7 protein-coding genes are annotated in these 18598 nt (G+C 63.1%); 4 read left to right on the top strand and 3 right to left on the bottom strand.

Going from position 1 to position 18598, the window contains the following annotated elements; translation table 11 throughout:
• The first annotated feature begins 1 nt into the window (after position 1).
• The 3 genes from M2397_RS02210 to M2397_RS02200 all read left to right on the top strand — a co-directional run bounded on the left by M2397_RS02210 (position 2) and on the right by M2397_RS02200 (position 8222).
• A complete protein-coding gene (locus M2397_RS02210) occupies positions 2–286 on the top strand; it encodes a putative quinol monooxygenase (RefSeq protein ID WP_131697407.1) in 285 nt (94 codons plus the stop codon).
• Between the two features lie 248 nt (positions 287–534).
• Positions 535–1668 carry an OpgC family protein gene (locus M2397_RS02205; RefSeq protein WP_259242202.1) on the top strand — a complete coding sequence of 378 codons (1134 nt, stop codon included), beginning with the start codon at positions 535–537 and terminating at the stop codon, positions 1666–1668.
• A 65-nt stretch (positions 1669–1733) separates the two neighbouring features.
• Positions 1734–8222, top strand: a complete 6489-nt coding sequence (locus M2397_RS02200) for an NEL-type E3 ubiquitin ligase domain-containing protein (protein WP_259242201.1) — start codon at positions 1734–1736, stop codon at positions 8220–8222.
• A gap of 50 nt (positions 8223–8272) precedes the next feature.
• On the opposite strand, the gene M2397_RS02195 is transcribed toward M2397_RS02200, so the two are convergent.
• Together M2397_RS02195 and M2397_RS02190 are read right to left on the bottom strand one after the other, a co-directional pair.
• A complete protein-coding gene (locus tag M2397_RS02195; protein WP_131697410.1) occupies positions 8273–9691 on the bottom strand; it encodes an amino acid permease in 1419 nt (472 codons plus the stop codon).
• A 258-nt stretch (positions 9692–9949) separates the two neighbouring features.
• Positions 9950–14569, bottom strand: a complete 4620-nt coding sequence (locus M2397_RS02190; RefSeq protein ID WP_259242200.1) for a hypothetical protein — start codon at positions 14567–14569, stop codon at positions 9950–9952.
• Between the two features lie 192 nt (positions 14570–14761).
• Between M2397_RS02190 and M2397_RS02185 the strand changes: the two genes are divergently transcribed.
• Positions 14762–17905: a transglycosylase domain-containing protein gene (locus M2397_RS02185; protein ID WP_259242199.1), complete on the top strand. Its 3144-nt coding sequence runs from the start codon at positions 14762–14764 to the stop codon at positions 17903–17905.
• Here the strand turns inward: M2397_RS02185 and M2397_RS02180 are convergent.
• A complete protein-coding gene (locus tag M2397_RS02180; RefSeq protein WP_131697413.1) occupies positions 17848–18588 on the bottom strand; it encodes a molecular chaperone in 741 nt (246 codons plus the stop codon). The genes M2397_RS02185 and M2397_RS02180 overlap by 58 nt on opposite strands.
• Between the last annotated feature and the right edge of the window lie 10 nt (positions 18589–18598).

Genomic DNA, 18598 nt, shown 5'->3' with positions numbered 1-18598 from the left:
CGTGTTGAAAGTCATCGCCGAAGATTTCATCAAACCCGAATACCTCGACACCGTGCGCCCCTGGTACGCCGAACTGGTGGAAAAAACCCGCCAGGAACCGCTGTGCATTTCGTACGATCTGTTTGTCGATCAGAAAGACCCAGGGCACTTCATTTTCATCGAGCAATGGCCCGACCAGGCCGCGCTCGACACCCATTGCCGGACCGAACACTTCACCCGGCTGGTGCCGCAGATCAACGAGCACCAAGCCAAGCCGTGCACAGTACTGTTGATGAATGCGTTCTAGCCCACCCTTTCCCCGCTGAACCGGACCACCGACGGCATCGTTGAAGCAAGGAGATTCACATGCCGTTACTGGACTTCGCTGCAATCGCCGGGCTACTGGTGATCATTGATGCCTAGAGACATTCAGTAATACCCAACCTTTGCAATTACTTACAAATAACGCCAACCTGCGCCCGCCCGACGTGCGGCGTACGACGACGCGCGCGTTCGCCTGTCATTACTAAACCTTTTGTTCAAGAGCCCGCTGCCATGCTGAACGGACGCGACCCACGCATCGATTTTTTTCGGGGCCTGGCGTTGATCTTCATTTTCTGGGATCACGTCCCCCACAATCCTCTCGGCCAGATCACCCTGCGAAATTTCGGCTTCAGCGATGCGGCGGAGGTCTTTGTATTCCTCGCGGGTTACGCCGCCGTCCTGGCCTACGGCAAGATCCTGCAACGTGACGGCTACTGGATTGCCGCACTGAAAATCCTGCGCCGCGCCTGGGTGTTGTACGTGGTGCATATCTTCCTGCTGGCGATGCTGATGGGCATCGTGTTCTTCGCCAACAGCCATGTGGAAACCCGCGACCTGGTCGAGGAGATGGGCCTGACGCACTTCGTCACCCACCCGCAACAGGCCCTGACCGATGAGTTGCTGCTGCGCTTCAAACCCAACCTGATGGACCCGCTGCCGCTGTATATCGTGCTGCTTGCCGGATTGCCGCTGGTGTTGCCGCTGCTGTTGCGCAGGACCTGGCTGGTGGTGGCCGCGTCGGCGACCGTGTATCTGCTGGCGCCCTGGATGGGCTGGAACCTGCGCGCGATTGCCGACGGTGTGTGGTACTTCAACCCGGTGACGTGGCAGTTCCTGTTTATCCTCGGTGGCGCGGCGGCGCTGCATGCCAGCCAAGCGCGCCCGCCGGAACAGCGCCCGCTCAAGCGCCAGCCGTTGTTCCTGGCGGCGACGGTGTACACCGTGGTGGCGTGTGTGCTGACGCTGTCGTGGCGCTGGCCCGAGGTGCATGACGCGGTGATGCCGTCCTGGCTCAGCGACCTGATCTACCCCATCAGCAAGACCGACCTTTCGCCGCTACGCCTGCTGCACTTCCTGGCCCTGGCCTATGTCACCGCCAAACTGTTGCCGGGTCGCGGCTGGACGCAAAACTGGCTGGCCGAGCAAAGCTGCCGCATGGGCCGCTACTCCCTGGAGGTGTTCTGCCTCGGCGTGCTGCTGGCGCCGCTGGCAGACATGCTCAACGCCCAGGCCGAGGATGCCTGGCCTATGCAGATTTTCAGCGCACTGCTGGGGCTGGCGCTGATGGCCGGGCTGGCGGCGTGGCTGGAGTTCAACAAGCGTCTGGACCAGACGCTGCGCGGCGATGCACCGGCCTTTAAATAGATAGCCCCGGCGCCGGCATGCGCGATGGTTCCATCTGCCTTCCACTTATCGTGAAGGTAGAGCGCATGCCGACTCATCAATTACTCAACGGCCTGTCCGGCAATCTGCAATCAAGTACCGCCTGGTCCCAGCAACAGGCACTGGCACTGATCCAGCGTAATGTCCTGCAAGCCCTGGAGGGCCTGGACGCCGAGGAAAAACCACGTTTCCTGCGCTTGCAACGCAACGCCCTGGCGGCCCTGGCCGCGGTTGAGGCCGAAAAGGAGCGGGTGGTACGCAGCTTCAAGACAGATGGCCTGGCGCAGTTGCGTAACCGAATCGGTGGGCGCGATCCGGAGCACTATCGCTTCGAGACCACCTACCTGGAAAAGGTCGAGCAACCCTTGCCCTGGGACCGGCAGCCGGGCAGCCACGTCCGCGTGCCCCGTCGCTCCGATAGGGATCTGCGCGACATCGAACACGTCAAGAGCCTGTCGTTATGGGAAGCCGCCTGCCTGAATTTTGGTTTCACCACTTCGATCCGCCAGGACTCCGGCTACAGCCTGGTGGACGCCAGCCGCGTCGTGGGCGAAGACGGTGATCTGAGCCTCACGGCGCAGGCATTCATCGCCATTGCCCGCGAGCTGGACCTGGGCCACCAACTGCAAGTGAAAATCCAGGCCACCCTCGGTGAGAAAGGCACGCTGCGCCGGCTGATGGGCGAGGCGGTACTGGCGCTGTTGCAATTCGATGTGCTCGACGCCTGGCGCAACCGCGCCCGCAACGGCCTGACCCGCGAGGTGTATGACCGCCTTACGGCATCGCTCGAAGGCAGTGGGCCGCAACTGCCGGTCGACAGCCTGAGCCTGACCTCCGGCGTCACGCCCATCATCGCCGTGCCTTTCGTCCCCTGGGAAAGCGCGATTCCCGTACCGCTGCTGCTGATCAGGGTGGCCAGCCTCGGCGTGCTGTCCTATTTTCCGTTCCGCCCCGGCGGGGCGTTGCGCCACCACAGCGACGCGCGCGCGGCAGAGGCGGATTTTCGCCAGCAGTTGCTGGACAGTCACCAGCAAGGCGACCTGGGTTGGTTTTCCCAGCAACTGCCGTTGGTGGGGCTGTCGGTGTTCCAGTCGTTGCTGACCCAGGCGCCACGCCCCGAGGGCATGAGCTGGCTGGCCGGGCGGCTTTACGATGGCTTTCACACGGCGTTCCCGGAGCGGACGCTCAACGATATGCGCTTCTCCACCGACCCGCATACCGGCCCCGCCGTCACCCTGGTGCAAGCCCTGACTTACCGCCAGATCCAACGCTGCCAGGCCGATCTGGACACCCTGGCCAACAGCCGTTCCGAAGCCGATTGGCAAGCGGTCAAGGACGCCACCGCCGCCATTGCCGCCGAAGTCCTGCAACTGCTGCTCACACCCCTGCCCGGCGGGGTCACGGGCATGAACCGGGTCATGCAACTGGCAGTACTGGGCAGCATGACCTACAGCGTCAGCGCAGGCCTGGATGAAGCGGTCAAGGGCGATGCCAGCAGCTTCGCCTCGACCCTGAGCGATGTCGCCGACCTGGCCATCAGCGGGCGCTTGATCAGCGTTGCCGGCAGCGCCCATCGCCAGCGCATGCGCGAACACCTGCACCGGCTGGGCAACCCGCGCAAAGTCACGCGCCCCGACGGTGTGGATGAACTGTGGAAACCCGACGCCCGCCCCTACGCCCACAGCCAGCAATACCTGCTCGAGGGTAAACGCGCCGACGCCCTGTGCGTGTTCACCGTACAAGACCGGCAATACGTCAAGCTACACCATGACAACCAGACCCTGGTGGCAGAGGTCGTCCACGACCAGGTCTCGCAGCGCTACAGCCTCAAGCGCAGCAGCAGCGGGTACAAGCCGCCGATTATCTTCAACCCGGCGCTGCAAGCCTGGACCTTCGACCTGCACAACACCCAAGCCCTGTCGGATACCCAACTGCTGCAGCAGATGCTGCCCAACGATGCATCGGTTATCGCCCAGGCCGATCTGGAACGCACACTGCGCAGCACGGCCACCTCCCGCGATACCCTGGAGCATGTGTGGCGCGGCGAACCGGCACCGTTGAACCTGATCGAAGGCGTGCGACGCCTGCAGGCCGACCAGGTGATCGAACACATCATCAATCGCTTTCATGAAGCCGGCTACCTGCCTCCCTATGGCGAAAGCGTGGTGTTATGCCTGCTGACCCAGCTCCCCGATTGGCCCAGCGCCGCCCTGCTGAGCATCAAGGACCCGCAACGCAGGGTGATCGCAACCTTCGGCAAGACCGAGCAGCCGATGCCCGGCTCGACGACGATCACGATCATCCGCAGCGCTAACGGCAGCTACCAGGCCGAAGGCGATCACGGCCAGCCGCCCTATCGGGCCGACCCCCTGTTGAGCCTGGTCATCAGCCTGCAACCGGGCACCTCACCACTGGGCTTCACGGATCAACCCGACGCCACGCCTGAACAGCGGATCATGGCGGTACGGCGCGACGTCGCCGCCCTCGCGCGTCGCGAACGCCTGGCATTGTTCGCCGCCGTGGTGAATTACGCCGGTTATGAAAAACATGAGCCATTGCCACCCACCAATGTGCGCCGCTTCCTGCCACTCAAGGCTTCAGCGCCGGCGGTCGCCGTCACTCCACTGCTGAAAAAATTGCGCGACCTCAATAACCCACTGTCACCGGCCATGCTGGAGCGTCTATTGGCCCAGCATCCGCTGACCCCGCGCCAGCAGCAGGCCTACTTACGAGAAGGAGGACTGCCGACGGGCTTTGCCGAACTGCTGGATAACCATCGCACCGCGCTGCGTATCGACGCCGCGATCGACGCGCTGTATCACCCGCGCCAGTTCAACAACGATGCCGATCAATGGGCCAGGGAGTTTGCCTCGGCGTTGATACGCCGAAGTCTCAAGCGCAATTTCGTCATCACCGAAGTGGTTGCCGGCCGTATCGCCAAGCCGTATGCCAGCAGCGGTCCTGACGACCTCACTGTAGAGCTGCGTCACTACGGCGAGGGCGTCTATGAAGCCTACGATATGCACAATGCCGGCACGATTGCGGTATCGCCGGCGGTGGACAGTTTCTACCTGGCCATCAGCTCGGTGCTGCAACCCCATGAGCGGCAACAATTGGGCATGCGCAGTGCCTCCGACACCATGGGCCTGCGGGTCACCTTGGGCGACTACATGAGCAACCAGCGCGGCCCGGAGGGTTTTGTGAGGCTGGCCGACGGGTCGCTGGCGCAGTACGAGCATACGCTGTCACTGCCGACCCACCTGCGGCCGGATGCCCTGGGCATTTTCGCGCTTGGGGGCGAGCACTATCTGCCCCTGTTCGGTTCCTGGTACCGGATTGTCCATGACACGCGGACCTTCAAGTGGCGGCTCAAGCACCCGCAAAAGATCGGCGTCGACACCCCAACCCTGGAGCACAATGGCGACGGCGCCTGGCGCCTGTCCAGCGAGAATCCCATGGGGTGGGACGACCACAGCCTGCTCTACCGTCTTGGGGGCGACCACTACGCATTCCCTCGGGATACCGCCCGCACCCTTCTCGCCCTGACCGACACCCCGGCCCACGTGCTGCGCCAGGCACACCGCAGCGGCCGGGCGGCGCCGCCGCTGCTGGCCGATACCTGCAAACGCCTGCGTATCGACCAGGAAATCAACCGGTTCATCGAGGCAATGTATGAGTTCCCCGGCTCCCCTTCCGCGCGTCCGGACCTGCAATTGCTGGTGATCTCCAGCCTGCCCGGCTGGCCCGACAGCCACGTGCTGCAGATTGTCGACAGCAATGATCGTGTCACCCACCAATACCCTGAGCATCGGCGGCCCAACGACCAGGTCGTGAAGGTCACCGATGCGCAGTTCAAAAGCGCCAGGCTGCTGGACGCCATCGTCCCCCACGACGATGTGGTCCAGGGCCTGCTGGGTCGGCTACCGAAGACCCCGGAACAGCGCCGGGTCGAGCTGATTACGCAAATCGTCGAGTACACCGACCGGGAGCGGGCCCAAATCCTCAAGTCCCTTTACCGACGCAGCGAGTCCGAAGGCACCGAGCAAGAGCGCCGCTTCAAGACCCGGCATCCAGACCTGCCGACCCGCACGGTCAAGGCCATTCTTGGCCACGCCTCGCCACGCGAGCTGAAGCAGTTGCACGAGAAAAACCAGTTGAGCCTGCGCCTTTCGGAACAGGCGCGCCTGAGTAGCCACGAGTTGCGCTTGAATCGCGCCTTCGAAGGCTTATATGCAGACGCCTGCGCCAATGCCGACAGCGACCGGATCACCTTGTACCTGCTGCGTTCCCTGCCGGGTTGGCCACGGAGCCTGCGCATCGATATCCGTGAACGGGACAACGAGGGGCGCCTGCTGGAAACGGCGGGTTACCTGGTGGGTTCATCACGCAAGACCGTGGCCCGAACCACCCACGGCTATCAAGCCTATGACCAACAGGGCCGAGCCTTGGGCCAGCCTTCGATCAGACTGCTGCGGGTCATTCTCAGCACCTTGACTGCCGCCGAGCAGGCCGTCCTTGAAGTGGACACCGAAGCCGGTATCGCCGACCTGCGCAACCAGCTTGCCGAACTGGCCTTCGCCCGTCGCGTGGACATCAAGGGCCTGCTGGACATCCCGCACTTGCAGCCCTGGATGCAACCGGCCATGGGGCTGGACCGTTCGTTTCTGGTGTATCCGCTATGGCGCCAGATCCAGTCTTTTTTCGGCCCCCGACCGCCGAGTCTGGTGGCCAAGGCCCAGGAGCTTTACCCCAGCTTCAACAACGACGACGCACGGCGCTTCTTGCGGTCGTTGAACATGACGGACCCGGAAATACTGATCGAGCTGGAGCGCCGCCAGGCCGAGTACCAGGCCATGGATGTGGAGCTTTCCCGCTGGAGTGAAACCTTGCTGCCGGCTGACAACGCACTCAACGACCCCTTGGGCATGAACCGTGGCCGGCGACGCCATATCGCCTACCAACTGCGGGGCGCATGGCGGCGCGAAAACGCGACGTTCTATATCGCCGGCCTGTTCAACGTGCCGTCACTGGAGTTGCAACTGGACGATGAAGGTCTGCCGCCGGGGTCTTTCCTGACGGGTACCAGCGGCTTCAGCCACATTGAATACCTGCGAATTTCCGGCAACACGTTCCCTGCCACGGGGGCGGAATTTCTCAGTAAGTTCGCCCAGCTCAAGGCATTGCGCGTCGACTGTCGCCTCACGGACTTGCCCAGCGCGATCACGGATATGACCACCCTCACCCACCTTGACCTGAGTGACAACGACCTGCGTTTGACCGAAGAGGCCGTGCAGCGCCTGGCAAACATGGTCAACTTGCAAAAACTCGACCTGAACGACAACCCGGACCTGACCCTCACACCGGATGTCAGCCGGATGCTGCAGATGAATACACTGCGCCTGGCCAACACCGGCATCACGCAATGGCCCATCGGGGCCAGCGCGCTGCCGGTGCTTACAGAGCTGCACCTGCAGGCAAACGGGATCACTACCGTTCCCGAAGAAGTCTTCACCAACCCCTGGCTGCAAACCGCCAATCGCAACACCCTGCTGCACGAAAACCCGCTGTCGGTGGAGACCCTGGAGAGCATCGACGCCTACCGGATTGCCACGGGTATCCGACTGGGTGGCCAACTGCGTACACCGGCCCATGCCCCGGCGGCGCCGAACGACCTCGATACCTGGCTGACCGGCGTGGCGGCGCAGGACGTGGCCGCCCGCCAACAACTGTGGGAGCAGTTGAAGGCGAATGAAACGGCAAGTGCCGATGATGTGTTCCGGGTACTGCGTGACCTGAAGAGGACCCACGCCTACCGCAGCCCCGCGTCAAGAACACGGCTGACCGAGCGGGTCTGGAGCCTGCTGATCGCCATGAGCGAATCGACGCAACTGCGCAACACGATCTGCCTCAATACCTATGGTTCAGGCAATTGCGGCGACAGCGTGCTGCTGGCCTTTACCAACATGGAGCTGCATCACCGTATCCACCAGGCCAAGCTGCAACCCAGGAGCTACCTGGCCGACCGGGCCTTGCTGGAACTGGCCAAGAGTTGCTTCTACCTCAATCAGCTCGATCACTTTGCCGACCAGTTCGTGCTTGCGCGCGAGCGTGCCGACCTGGACGTCGATCACGCCGAGGTGACCATCTACCTGCGCAGTAAACTGGCGCGGGAATTCAACCTGCCGTTTTATCCACTGGAGCTGCTGTACAGCGTGGATGACTATGTGACGCCGGCAGTGATCGACGACGCGCGCCGGACCCTGCGCAGGCTCGGCCAGTCACCGGCGTTGCAGGAGGCGATCGTGGCCACCCAGTTCTGGATCGAGTACCTGGCCAGCAGTGAGCCGGAGGCGTTTTTCACCGTCAAGGACACCATCACCTACAAAGTCAGCGTGTTGGATCAGGCGTTTTTGGACAGGCGTTCGGATGAATACCTGGAGCGTCGCCAGCAACTGGCCGACGAGGAAGCCAACGAACACAACCGCCTGGTACGGCAGTTGACCGAAGGCACGCAACGCACGTTGCAGCGGGTCTGAGACAGTGCGGGCCGACCTGTCGCGAAACAGGCCGGCCCGCGCTCAAGGGATCACGCCGACGGCTGTGAACCCTGGGCGACCTGGGTCGGCTGCAGCTTGAACACGTAGAACAACACGGTCAGCAGCACCAGGAAGGCCGGTCCCACATAGAGCGCCACGCGGGTATCCGGGAAGTACGCCATCAGGCCCACCACCAGCACCAGGAACGCCAGGGCCAGGTACGAACTGACCGGATACAGCCACATGCGGTACTTGAGGGCTTTCTGTTCGGCCGGGCTCAGGCTGCTGCGGAACTTGAGCTGCGCCAGCAGGATCATGACCCACGTCCAGATCGCACCGAAGGTGGCGATGGACGTGACCCAGACGAAGACTTTCTCCGGCACCAGGTAGTTGAGCAACACGCCCAGCAGCAAGGCAAAAATCGACAACAGCAGTGCCTTGCGCGGTACCCCGTTGCTCGAGGTGGTACCGAACGCGGCCGGTGCCTGGCCGTTCTGCGCCAGGCTGTAGAGCATGCGCCCGGTGCTGAAGATGCCGCCGTTGCATGACGACAACGCTGCGGTGATCACCACGAAGTTGATGATGCCGGCGGCGGTCTTGATGCCCAGGCGCTCGAAAGTCATCACGAACGGGCTGCCCTGGGTGCCGATTTCATTCCATGGGTAGATCGACAGGATCACGAACAACGCGCCCACGTAGAACAGCAGAATGCGCCAGAACACCGAACCGATGGCGCGGGGAATGGTCTTCTGCGGGTTCTTCGCTTCCCCGGCGGTGAGGCCGATCATCTCTACGCCCAGGTAGGCGAACATCACCATTTGCAGGGACATCAACACGCCCTGGACGCCATTGGGCATAAAGCCGCCGTGGGTCCACAGGTTGGAAATGCCGAGTGCCACGCCGTCGTTGCCAAAGCCGAACGCGATGATGCCGACGCCGCCGATCACCATCGCAATGATGGTGACGATCTTGATCAACGCGAACCAGAATTCGAATTCACCGAAGGCCTTCACTGCGATCAGGTTGATGGTACCCATGCTGATCAGGGCTGCCAGGGCCCAGATCCAGCGCGGTGTGTCGGGGAACCACACGCCCATGTAAACGGCCACGGCGGTAATCTCCGCCACGCAGGTCACCAGCCACAGGAACCAGTAGTTCCAGCCGGTCAGGAAGCCCGCCAACGGGCCGAGGTAATCCTGCGCGTAGCGACTGAATGAGCCGGCGACCGGGTTGTGCACGGCCATTTCGCCGAGGGCGCGCATGATCACCAGGATGGCCAGGCCGCCGATGATGTAGGAGAGCATGATGGCCGGGCCGGCCATTTCGATGGCCTTGGCCGAGCCAAGGAACAGGCCGACACCGATACAGGCGCCGAGCGCCATCAGGCGGATATGCCGTTCGCCCAGTTCGCGTTTGAGCGGGCCGCCCGAAGCGGTCTCGCCATGGGGCAGGTGGTTGCCGACTGGCATAGGGATACAACCTCGTCTTGTTATTGGATATGAGCCTCCGAGTCCGGCACGCCACGGCGGGTGCGCCATGGGGTGCCGTCTCCGCTTGACCTTTTGGGTCAAACGGTCTGGCCGGGCCAGATCAGGGGGGTGCAGTATAAAAAGCTCAACCCAGTGATTTTCACTCTATAAACGGCAATATTCAGCGGGAATTCCCGGAAAACTCCGATTGCGCGGTTGGAGTATCGCACGGCAATGGTGCGTCATTTCAAGCCGCGCCTATTCGTCACGCCTCCACTGCGGTGCGTCGAAGAACAACTTGCGCGCCATGCGCAGGTTGATTTCGCCACGATGGATCTCCAGGGCCTGCGAGGCCCGCCCGCCCTGCCCGGCCTGGATGCTGGCAAACGCCTGGGCCTGCGCCTGGGCCTGGGTTTGTTTGCCCATGCGGTGTTGCTCCGGGGTCTTGAGGTGCGCCGCAGTGAAATGGTCGTCCGGCCCCGCCTGGCGTTCATAGTGGAAATGCGCGTACCACAGGGGCTGGCGCGTGTGTACATCCACCACCCCATAAGCCTGCAACCAATCATTGGGGCGTGCGGCGAGAGCGACACGCCCGCCCTGCCGGAAAATATTCGCCTCATGATGGCTGACCAGCACGTCCACCCCGGACTGAGTGGGCAGGCGCGCTTTGATCGCATTCAATCGAGCCTGCAGGCCCTGCTCGGATAAACGACTGGCAGCAGCCCGCAGTGCGTCGGCTTCGGTCCTGGCCCGCGCCCGCTGGGTGGCAGCCAGGCGCGCCGGCTCGCTGTGCTGAAGGTGTCGCTGGATGGCCTCGGCACACTGGCGCAACTTGTCGGCGCGCTGTTCCAGGATGTCCTGCAGCGACTGCGGTTCGTTGGCCCTGCGCGCCATTTTCAGAACTTCGCCAATGGCTTGCTCCACCGCAGCCCGCAAGGCCTGGCCCTGCTCAATCAAGCGATTGAGACTGGGCATTGAACCTGCACGCCGGGGAGCCGCTTTCTCGACCGGTTCCCAGATCCCATCGGCGGCCGGGGTGAACGAGGCAATCACGCTGTTCTGGGCATCCAACACCTCTGCCACCTGCGTCGGCTGTTCGCCAGTCGTCATCTTGAGTTGAGCGACATACAAACCCTGATTGCGTGTGCGAATGATATTTTTGCGCGGTGCACGAGGTGCCGGCACCGGGCGTGGCGCAGGGTTCGCGGGCATCAGGGCCGCAGACAGCTCGCGTTCGACCTCAGCGTGCAGTTGGGTGAACAGCTGCTGCAACTTATCCAGGTAACCGAGATGGAATTTATCCGGCTCCATGGCCCGCCAGAATTCGATGCGGTCATCGGTCTGGGCGTAGACACGGTTGAAGCTCTCCAGCAACTCGATGCGTAACTCCGTGCTATGGGGCGCCAATTCGTCCAGTTGCGCCTGGGACCCACTGGCCCAACGCGCGCGCTGAATGGTGTCGTCCAGGCTTTGGAAAAAATCTTCATCCAGCCTCGGCCCTTCGGTCTTCAGCGCCACCGCCCACAGGGCCGTCACCTGCAACGACTGCAGTTCCAGCACCGTCGGCCCAACCAACTCGCTCTGCCGCAAAGCTTGGGCCCTGTCCCGCCCGAACTTGGGAACCGCTTCCAGCTCTTGCAGCAAGTTGAGTTCCTGAGTACGCCAGCGGATCGCATTTTCGTTGCTGTCAGCCAACTGCCGCAGCCCTTCCATCAACACCTGGTGGGCCTGTTGATTGACGTCCCAGGTGGCCTCGTCCTCACTCAGCGATTGCACCCGGTCCAGCACCGGAACCAATCGGGCATTGATGGCGACGGTCGTTGCCCGGGCGTGCATCAGCAGTTGCCGCAGGCTGAGGATCAGCCCCTCGAGCGACGTCGACAGTTCACGTTCATAGCCCGCTCGGGGCTTGAGCAGTTGCAGCGCCTTGAGGCATTGCAGTTCCAGCAACGAAGCCTCCAGCTTGCTTTGCAACTCCTGGGTATAACGACTGCTCGCCGTGGCGCGCTGCTGGTCGGTGACGCTGGCGGCATCACTGGTCTTGAGGGTGTAGGCCACGACCATGGCCCGATTCGCGGTTTCCCGACGCTGGCCGTATTGACGATAGTCCCGCTCCAATTGCTCGTGACGCGACTCAGTGTCCGCCCCTGCCACCGGTGTATCGGGCTGCCCGCCGATCAAGCGCAGACGCAGGCTCAAATCCACGTCCCAATAGACATTGTCCACCAATTTGAGCCAAGGCCCGGACACACGACCATCGGCGCTGATGATCCGCACACTGTTGTCCGTGACCCTGGCCCGGTACAAATGACCGCGTACCAGCACCTGCCACTGCGGCGGTTGCGTGGCGGGGTTGAATAACATCCCATTGAGCCGCCCGCCCACCTGCGCGCCGGGCAAACGTACCGGCCAAGGCAGGGCAAAGGCCTTGAGACTCAGCTGCTCAAGGCGGGTTTTCAAATCCGCTGTCAGGGTGTCGCGGGCATTGCTCCAGCCACCGGGGGCGCGAAGTTGCACGTCGAGTGGGCCACGCACCAGGGTTGCCGGCGCGAGCCTCGGGGGGATCGGCTCGAACGCCGGGTGTTGCAGGTCCAGGGTCGACGGCCACTCGTGGGGCGAAGCCCGGTGCGCGAGTATCAGCACCAGGTTGCTCAACAGGTCCATCACACCCGATGCCTGTAAGGCCGGCTGGTTGCCGCTGATGGCCTGCACGTCCTGCTGAACACTGTCCATCACCTGAACCATCCATCCCACCAACGCCACCGGTCCCCTGAGGAACGGCAACAGGCTGTTGAACAGCAACCAGCCGCCTTCCTTCAACGTCGCCCAGCGCTGCTCGGCGTTGGACACCGATTGGCGTTGGGCCAGACTGACCAGCGCCTGGACCGTGGAAGCAAATACCTGAGGCAGCGGGTCAGCGGCCAGCGGTTGCTTGCTCAAGCGCGCCGGCGCCGGGCGCTCGGGCACGCTGAACTCATCGCCGGCCAGGAAGCGCCGCACATGCGGTTCCTCGAAACCGCCGTTGGCATACACCGCCTGGCGTGTCGCGGGGAGCCAGGCCAGTACCGTGTCCTGCAGTTCGCCGGGAGCCTTGATCGCATCGAACAAGGCTTGAGCCGTTGCGAATTCACGCAGGCAGGGACTGAACAAGGGCTGGTAGAGCAGATGCGGCCCCTCCTCGGACTGCCGGGGGCCAATCACATACAGATTGACCACCGCATCCGGCGATGAGGTCGGCGTGGCCTCGAATGCCAACGGCCAAAACGCCGCCTCTGGCTGCTGCATCACGGCCGCCTGCACCAGGCGATAACCGGCCTCGGTCAAGCCGTGCTCGCCCTTGATCTTCATCTGCAACGCCAGCAGCGGCAGTTGTGCACGGACCTGCCGGGTGAACAACCCTTCACGGCGCTGCCGCTCAGCCGCGTCGTCCACCAGCGTTTGCTGGAGCAGCGCCGGGTAGGTTTGCCCGATATCCACCTCGGTCACACACCCCTTGAGCAACGTTGCCGTCAGCCAGTCGGGGGCGGGGCTGCCGTTGAGGTGGATCGACGACGGCAAATGGGGAAAACCACCCAGGTTCGCCAAGGCCAGGTCCGTAAGGCTCAGGCTCACCGGGTGCACCTCGCCCGTGGCAAACCCGCCCGGCGTCATCGCCGCCGTCACGATGTGGTAAGTCAGTTCGATGTCTTCCGGCTCGATGCCGTCGGCCCGGCGATCCTTGCGCAGGCATTGCTTCAGAGCCTGTGCGGCAAAGGTACGCAGCGGCGCGATGCCGTCAACAAAGCTACGCCCGCCGGCTGCGGCCTGCGCCACGACCAGTGCCTGAAGCGCACGGGCGTACGCCAGGCTGTCTGCCGCCGACGCATGGATCAGCCACAGCGGCAGTTGGTCCTGCAAGCGCAGTTGAAACGGGGTCAGGACTGACTCAAACCAGCGCGAAGGATCAGTCACATAGTCGAGCATGTGCTGAAACTGCGCGGGCGTTCGGGGCACCGTGAGGTCGATGGCCAATACATCCGCCCGCTGACGCTCGGCATAACTGGCGGCCAGCGCATCGAATGGATCCCCCCAGGGCACCTGGACAAACCACTCGAGCGTCGGGCCGGCCAGGCGCTGGCTGAGGTAGTCGGGAATCAATGGCTCGATGTCCTCCAGGCGGGCGAGCGGGTGAAGGCCGGTCGCCGGGCTGAACAGCAGCAAGGCAGGCAGCTCGGCACCGGGCAACCGATGGGCGAGGATCAGCAGCGGCAGCATTTCCGAGGTCTGTGAACCTTGCGGCCTGACATGTACGGTCTGGACCTGCAACGTTGCGCCGTGCAGGCTCCATTCGCGATCCGGGCGACTGGCGCGTAACGCCGTGCGGGGAAATAACCGGGCAAATTGCTGCTCATCCATCCCCGGCGGTTTCTGGCTGTCATACAACAAGGCCAGGCAGTCATCGGACAGGTAGGCCCATCGCGTGGTGTTCACCGGCACCGTTGCCCGCCACCATGCTTCCAGCCGCTCCAGCCAGGCCTGCAACAGGTTCGGCCCGAGCTGGTTGACCACCTGCTCGATAGCCGCCAAGGGCGGGCCACCGGGCACATGGATTTCTCGTTGACGCAGGCATACTTGATGGTAGTCCTCGATATACCGCATCGGCCGGGCACTGGTCAGGCGCACCATCACCTCATCGGCAAGCAGGCTGTAGTGGTACTGGTCGGCCTGCATCGGGGTGCCGATGGCCACCCGTTCGGCCAGCAGGTTGAAGGCTGGGAAACGTCGATCGAGTGTGGCCTGCACCTGCGTGATCGCCACCTCCCGCAGGGTGGGGGCGTTGGAAAACAGCGTGAGAACTTGCTCGATATGGTTACGACGCAATGAAGGTGTTTCAGGCATGGGCTGGACTTCCTTGTACGGACGCTGGAATCGGTCCGATAAGCCCTGAACGGTAGGGGCAGTCCCGCGCCCATTTGTGGTAACCGGGTATGCACCCGCCCGCCCTCACTGCAGACAATTTCCTCGACAGCGCCAATCAGCGTCTAAGCTTCAGTCAAGTCCGATCAATCTGCAGGGATGGATCAATCGACTATGGGCGCTTTATGGCAAACCGATTCAACCGAGGCTGCGGCTCCCACCGACAGCATGGACGAACAGCCATTGCCACGACGCCCCCGCAAACCGTTGTACAGGTGGCGAATGGTATGGCTGCTGCTGGTGATCGGCCTGATCGCTGCGGGCTTTGCCGCCCAGCGCGAAATGCGCACGTCGCACTGGCAGGCCCGGGAACTGAGCCGCCTGGCCGCGACCTTGACCTACACCCTGGAACCCGGCCCCAGCGATGCGCTGGTTTATCCCGGTGCCGGGCCGTTCGACAAACGCCTGGGTTACAGTGACCTCGATGAGTTCCTGCCGCGCCTGCTCAAGCGCAACTACCTGATCCAGAGCCAGGTGCGCTTCTCCGCGCCCTTGATGACCTATGTCGAGCGCGGCCTGTTCGTGCCCTACACGGAGAAAATCCAGGCGGGCTTGTCGATCAGCGACTGCCGCGCCGAGCCGTTGTACCAGTTCATCTATCCACAGCAGTCCTACCAGCGTTTCGACGCGATCCCGCCCGTGGTGGTCAACAGCCTGCTGTTCATCGAAAACCGCGACCTGCTCGACCCGGCACACCCCCAGGCCAACCCGGCGGTGGACTGGCCGCGGTTCGCCAAGGCGGCGTGGTCGCAAGTGGCCAAGCTGTTGCATTTGCCCGGACAGACGGCCGGCGGCAGCACCCTGGCCACCCAGCTGGAAAAATACCGCCACTCCCCTGATGGGTTGACGCTGTCGGGCGGCGAGAAACTGCGCCAGATGTTTTCCGCCAGCGTGCGCGCCTATCAGGACGGCCCGCAGACCTTGCAGGCGCGCCAGAACATCGTGCGCGACTACCTCAACAGCGTGCCGTTGTCTGCGGTGCCCGGTCACGGCGAAGTGCATGGTATGGCCGACGGTCTGCGGGTGTGGTACGGCGCCGACTTCAACCGCACCAATGCGCTGCTCGCCGACAACAGCCCGCAGAACCTCGCGCAAAAGGGCCTGGCCCTGCGCGAAGTGTTGTCGTTGATGATCGCCCAGCGCCGGCCTTCCCATTACCTGTCCAAAGGCCACGCGGAGCTGGCGACCCTGACCGACAGCCATATCCGCCTGCTGGAACAAAACAGCGTCATCGCCCCTGCCCTGGCCAAGGCGGCCCTGGCCAGCAAGGTCAGTTACCGCGACTGGCAGCAGCAACCGACGATCCAACCGATTGAAACCAACAAAGGCATCAGCGTGGCCCGCAACCGTCTAGCCACCCTGCTCAACCGCCCGCTGTATGACCTTGATCGCCTGGACCTGAGCGCCACCAGCACCTTGCAAAATGACCTGCAAACCCAGACCACCGCCTACCTCAAGCACCTGGCCGATCCGGCCTTCGCCGGGCAACTCGGCCTGCTCGGCCCGCGCCTGCTGACACCCGCCAGCACGACTCAGGTGCGCTACAGCTTCACGCTATACGAGATGACGGGCGACGGCGCGCGGGTGCGGGTGCAGACCGACAACACCGACCAACCTTTCGATATCAACGAGAGCAGCAAGCTCGAACTGGGCTCCACCGCCAAGCTGCGGGTGCTCACCACCTACCTGCAAATCATCAGCGAGTTGCACCAGCGCTATGCCGGCCAGACGCCCGCCGCGTTGAAGAAAGTCGAGATTGACGAGCAGGACCGCTTGTCGCGCTGGGCCGTGGACTACCTGACGCAAAACCGCGACCAGAGCCTGTCGAAAATGCTCGACGCCGCGCTCGACCGGCAATATTCCGCCAGCCCCGGCGAAAGCTTTTTTACCGGTGGCGGCCTGCATCGCTTCCATAACTTTCGCAATGAAGACAACGGCCGCAACCCGACCTTGCGCGACGCCCTGCGCGAGTCGATCAACCTGCCGTTCATTCGCCTGATGCGCGACCTGGTGCGCTACAGCACCTATCACGGTGACAACAACAGTGCCGAGTTGCTCAAGGACGACAGCGACCCACGGCGCCAGGAATACCTGGCCCAGTTCGCCGACCGCGAAGGCACGACCTTCCTGCTGCGCTTCTGGAAAAAATACCGCAACAAGGACACCCAGGCCCGGCTCGCGACCTTTCTGGACGGCCTGCACCCTACCGCCATCCGCCTGGCCGCCGTGCACCGCTACCTGTTGCCCCAGGCCAGCCAGGCGAGTTTCAACAGCTTCGTGCGCTCGCACCTGACCGGCACCAAAACCGCAGAAAAACTCACCGACGAGCGCCTGAGCAAGCTCTACAAAAACTACGGCCCCGGTGCCTACGACCTGCCGGACCAAGGTTATATCGCCAAGGTCCACCCCCTGGACCTGTGGTTGCTCGGTTACCTGCTGAACCACCCCGACGCCACCTTCACCCAAGCCGTCGCCGCCAGCGAGCACGAGCGCCAGGAGGTCTATGGCTGGCTGTTCAAGAGCCGTCATAAGAGCGCGCGCGACAGTCGCATCCGTACCATGCTGGAGATCGAGGCGTTCCTGGATATTCATCAACGCTGGCGGGCGGTCGGCTACCCGTTCGACCATTTGGTGCCTTCCCTGGCCACCGCCATCGGCAGCTCGGGAGACCGCCCGGCGGCGTTGGCGGAACTGGTGGGGACGATCCTTAACGACGGCATACGCGAGCCGACGCTGCGCATCGACAGCCTGCATTTTGCCGCAGACACCCCCTATGAAACCCACCTGGTCAACAACCCCGACAAAGGCAAGCGGGTGATGCCCAGCGAAGTCGCCACCGCCTTGCGCGGGGCGTTGTCCCAAGTGGTGGATGCGGGCACGGCGAAACGCGTGTCGGGCAGCTTCAAGCTGGGCGACGGCACACCGCTGGCCATGGGCGGCAAGACCGGCACCGGCGACAACCGCATCGAAGCGATTGGCGCCGGTGGGCGCGTGCTCAGCTCCAAGTCGATCAACCGCACGGCGACCTTTGTGTTCTATATCGGCGACCGGCATTTCGGCACCCTCACCGCCTTCGTCCCCGGCAGCGGCGCGCAGAACTTCACCTTTACCTCGGCACTGCCGGTGCAGGTGCTCAAGGGCATGGCGCCGGTGCTGATGCCGTATCTGCAACCGGGTGGCCATACCTTGTGCAGCGTACCTCAGCCACTGATCTCGACGACTTTCTCGGTGCTGCCCTCTACCACGAAGAACCGATAGACCCGTCCGGCCTGCTTCTCAAAGCTGAACACCCGACCCGGGAAGATATGGTTCTTGGTGATCGGCGCGCAGTCCGTGCGGTCGGCGACCGAACAGTCCTTGAACTCATCCACCACTACGACGGTGTTACCGGCATTGCGCAGGGTGTAGGTGCGCCCGCCGTTCTCGACGCGGGTATCAAAACGGCTGTGTTCGGGCCGCACAAAAAACACCGTACCGTATCCGGACATCACCCGCACACCCGCCGCCAGGGATGCTTCATAGGCGGCGCGGTCTTCGTCATTGATGCCGAAGTCATCGTCCTTTTCCGGCGCCACCGGCAGGTAGCGCACCCGGAAGTAACGTTCCCGATCGCGCTCGCCCATGAACAGGAAGCGCGTGCTTTGCATCGCATTGGCCGGCACGATCAGGCGTGCCGGGCTGGCCATCAGGCCATCGCGCACGAGGCCGTCGGCCTGGCTTTTGAGGGGCACTTCGTCGTAGCTGCCATCGGGTTTGTAGAGCATCTCCGTGACTTTGATCTTGACGAACGCGGTGCTGGTGCCGCCGTTGAACACGCGCTTGAGGTAAGTGTTCTTGTCGCCATTCAAGTAGTCGTAAAAATCGCCGACGTTGATGGCCGGCCCGGCCTGGGCGTTGAAGGACCACAGGCACATGCCCAGTACTGCATAAACGTATTTCATAAGCACCTCG

It is taken from the genome of Pseudomonas sp. BIGb0381, assembly GCF_024809815.1.
Classification (GTDB): Bacteria; Pseudomonadota; Gammaproteobacteria; order Pseudomonadales; family Pseudomonadaceae; genus Aquipseudomonas.
The sequence above is the reverse complement of the archived record's forward strand: the minus strand, read 5'-3'. Positions and strand labels throughout refer to the sequence as shown.

Excerpts from the sequence above, each read along its gene's own strand:
- M2397_RS02205 (WP_259242202.1), top strand. The coding sequence starts at position 535 with ATGCTGAACGGACGCGACCCACGCATCGATTTTTTTCGGGGCCTGGCG.
- M2397_RS02200 (WP_259242201.1), top strand. The coding sequence starts at position 1,734 with ATGCCGACTCATCAATTACTCAACGGCCTGTCCGGCAATCTGCAATCA.
- M2397_RS02195 (WP_131697410.1), bottom strand. The coding sequence starts at position 9,691 with ATGCCAGTCGGCAACCACCTGCCCCATGGCGAGACCGCTTCGGGCGGC.
- M2397_RS02190 (WP_259242200.1), bottom strand. The coding sequence starts at position 14,569 with ATGCCTGAAACACCTTCATTGCGTCGTAACCATATCGAGCAAGTTCTC.
- M2397_RS02185 (WP_259242199.1), top strand. The coding sequence starts at position 14,762 with ATGGGCGCTTTATGGCAAACCGATTCAACCGAGGCTGCGGCTCCCACC.
- M2397_RS02180 (WP_131697413.1), bottom strand. The coding sequence starts at position 18,588 with ATGAAATACGTTTATGCAGTACTGGGCATGTGCCTGTGGTCCTTCAAC.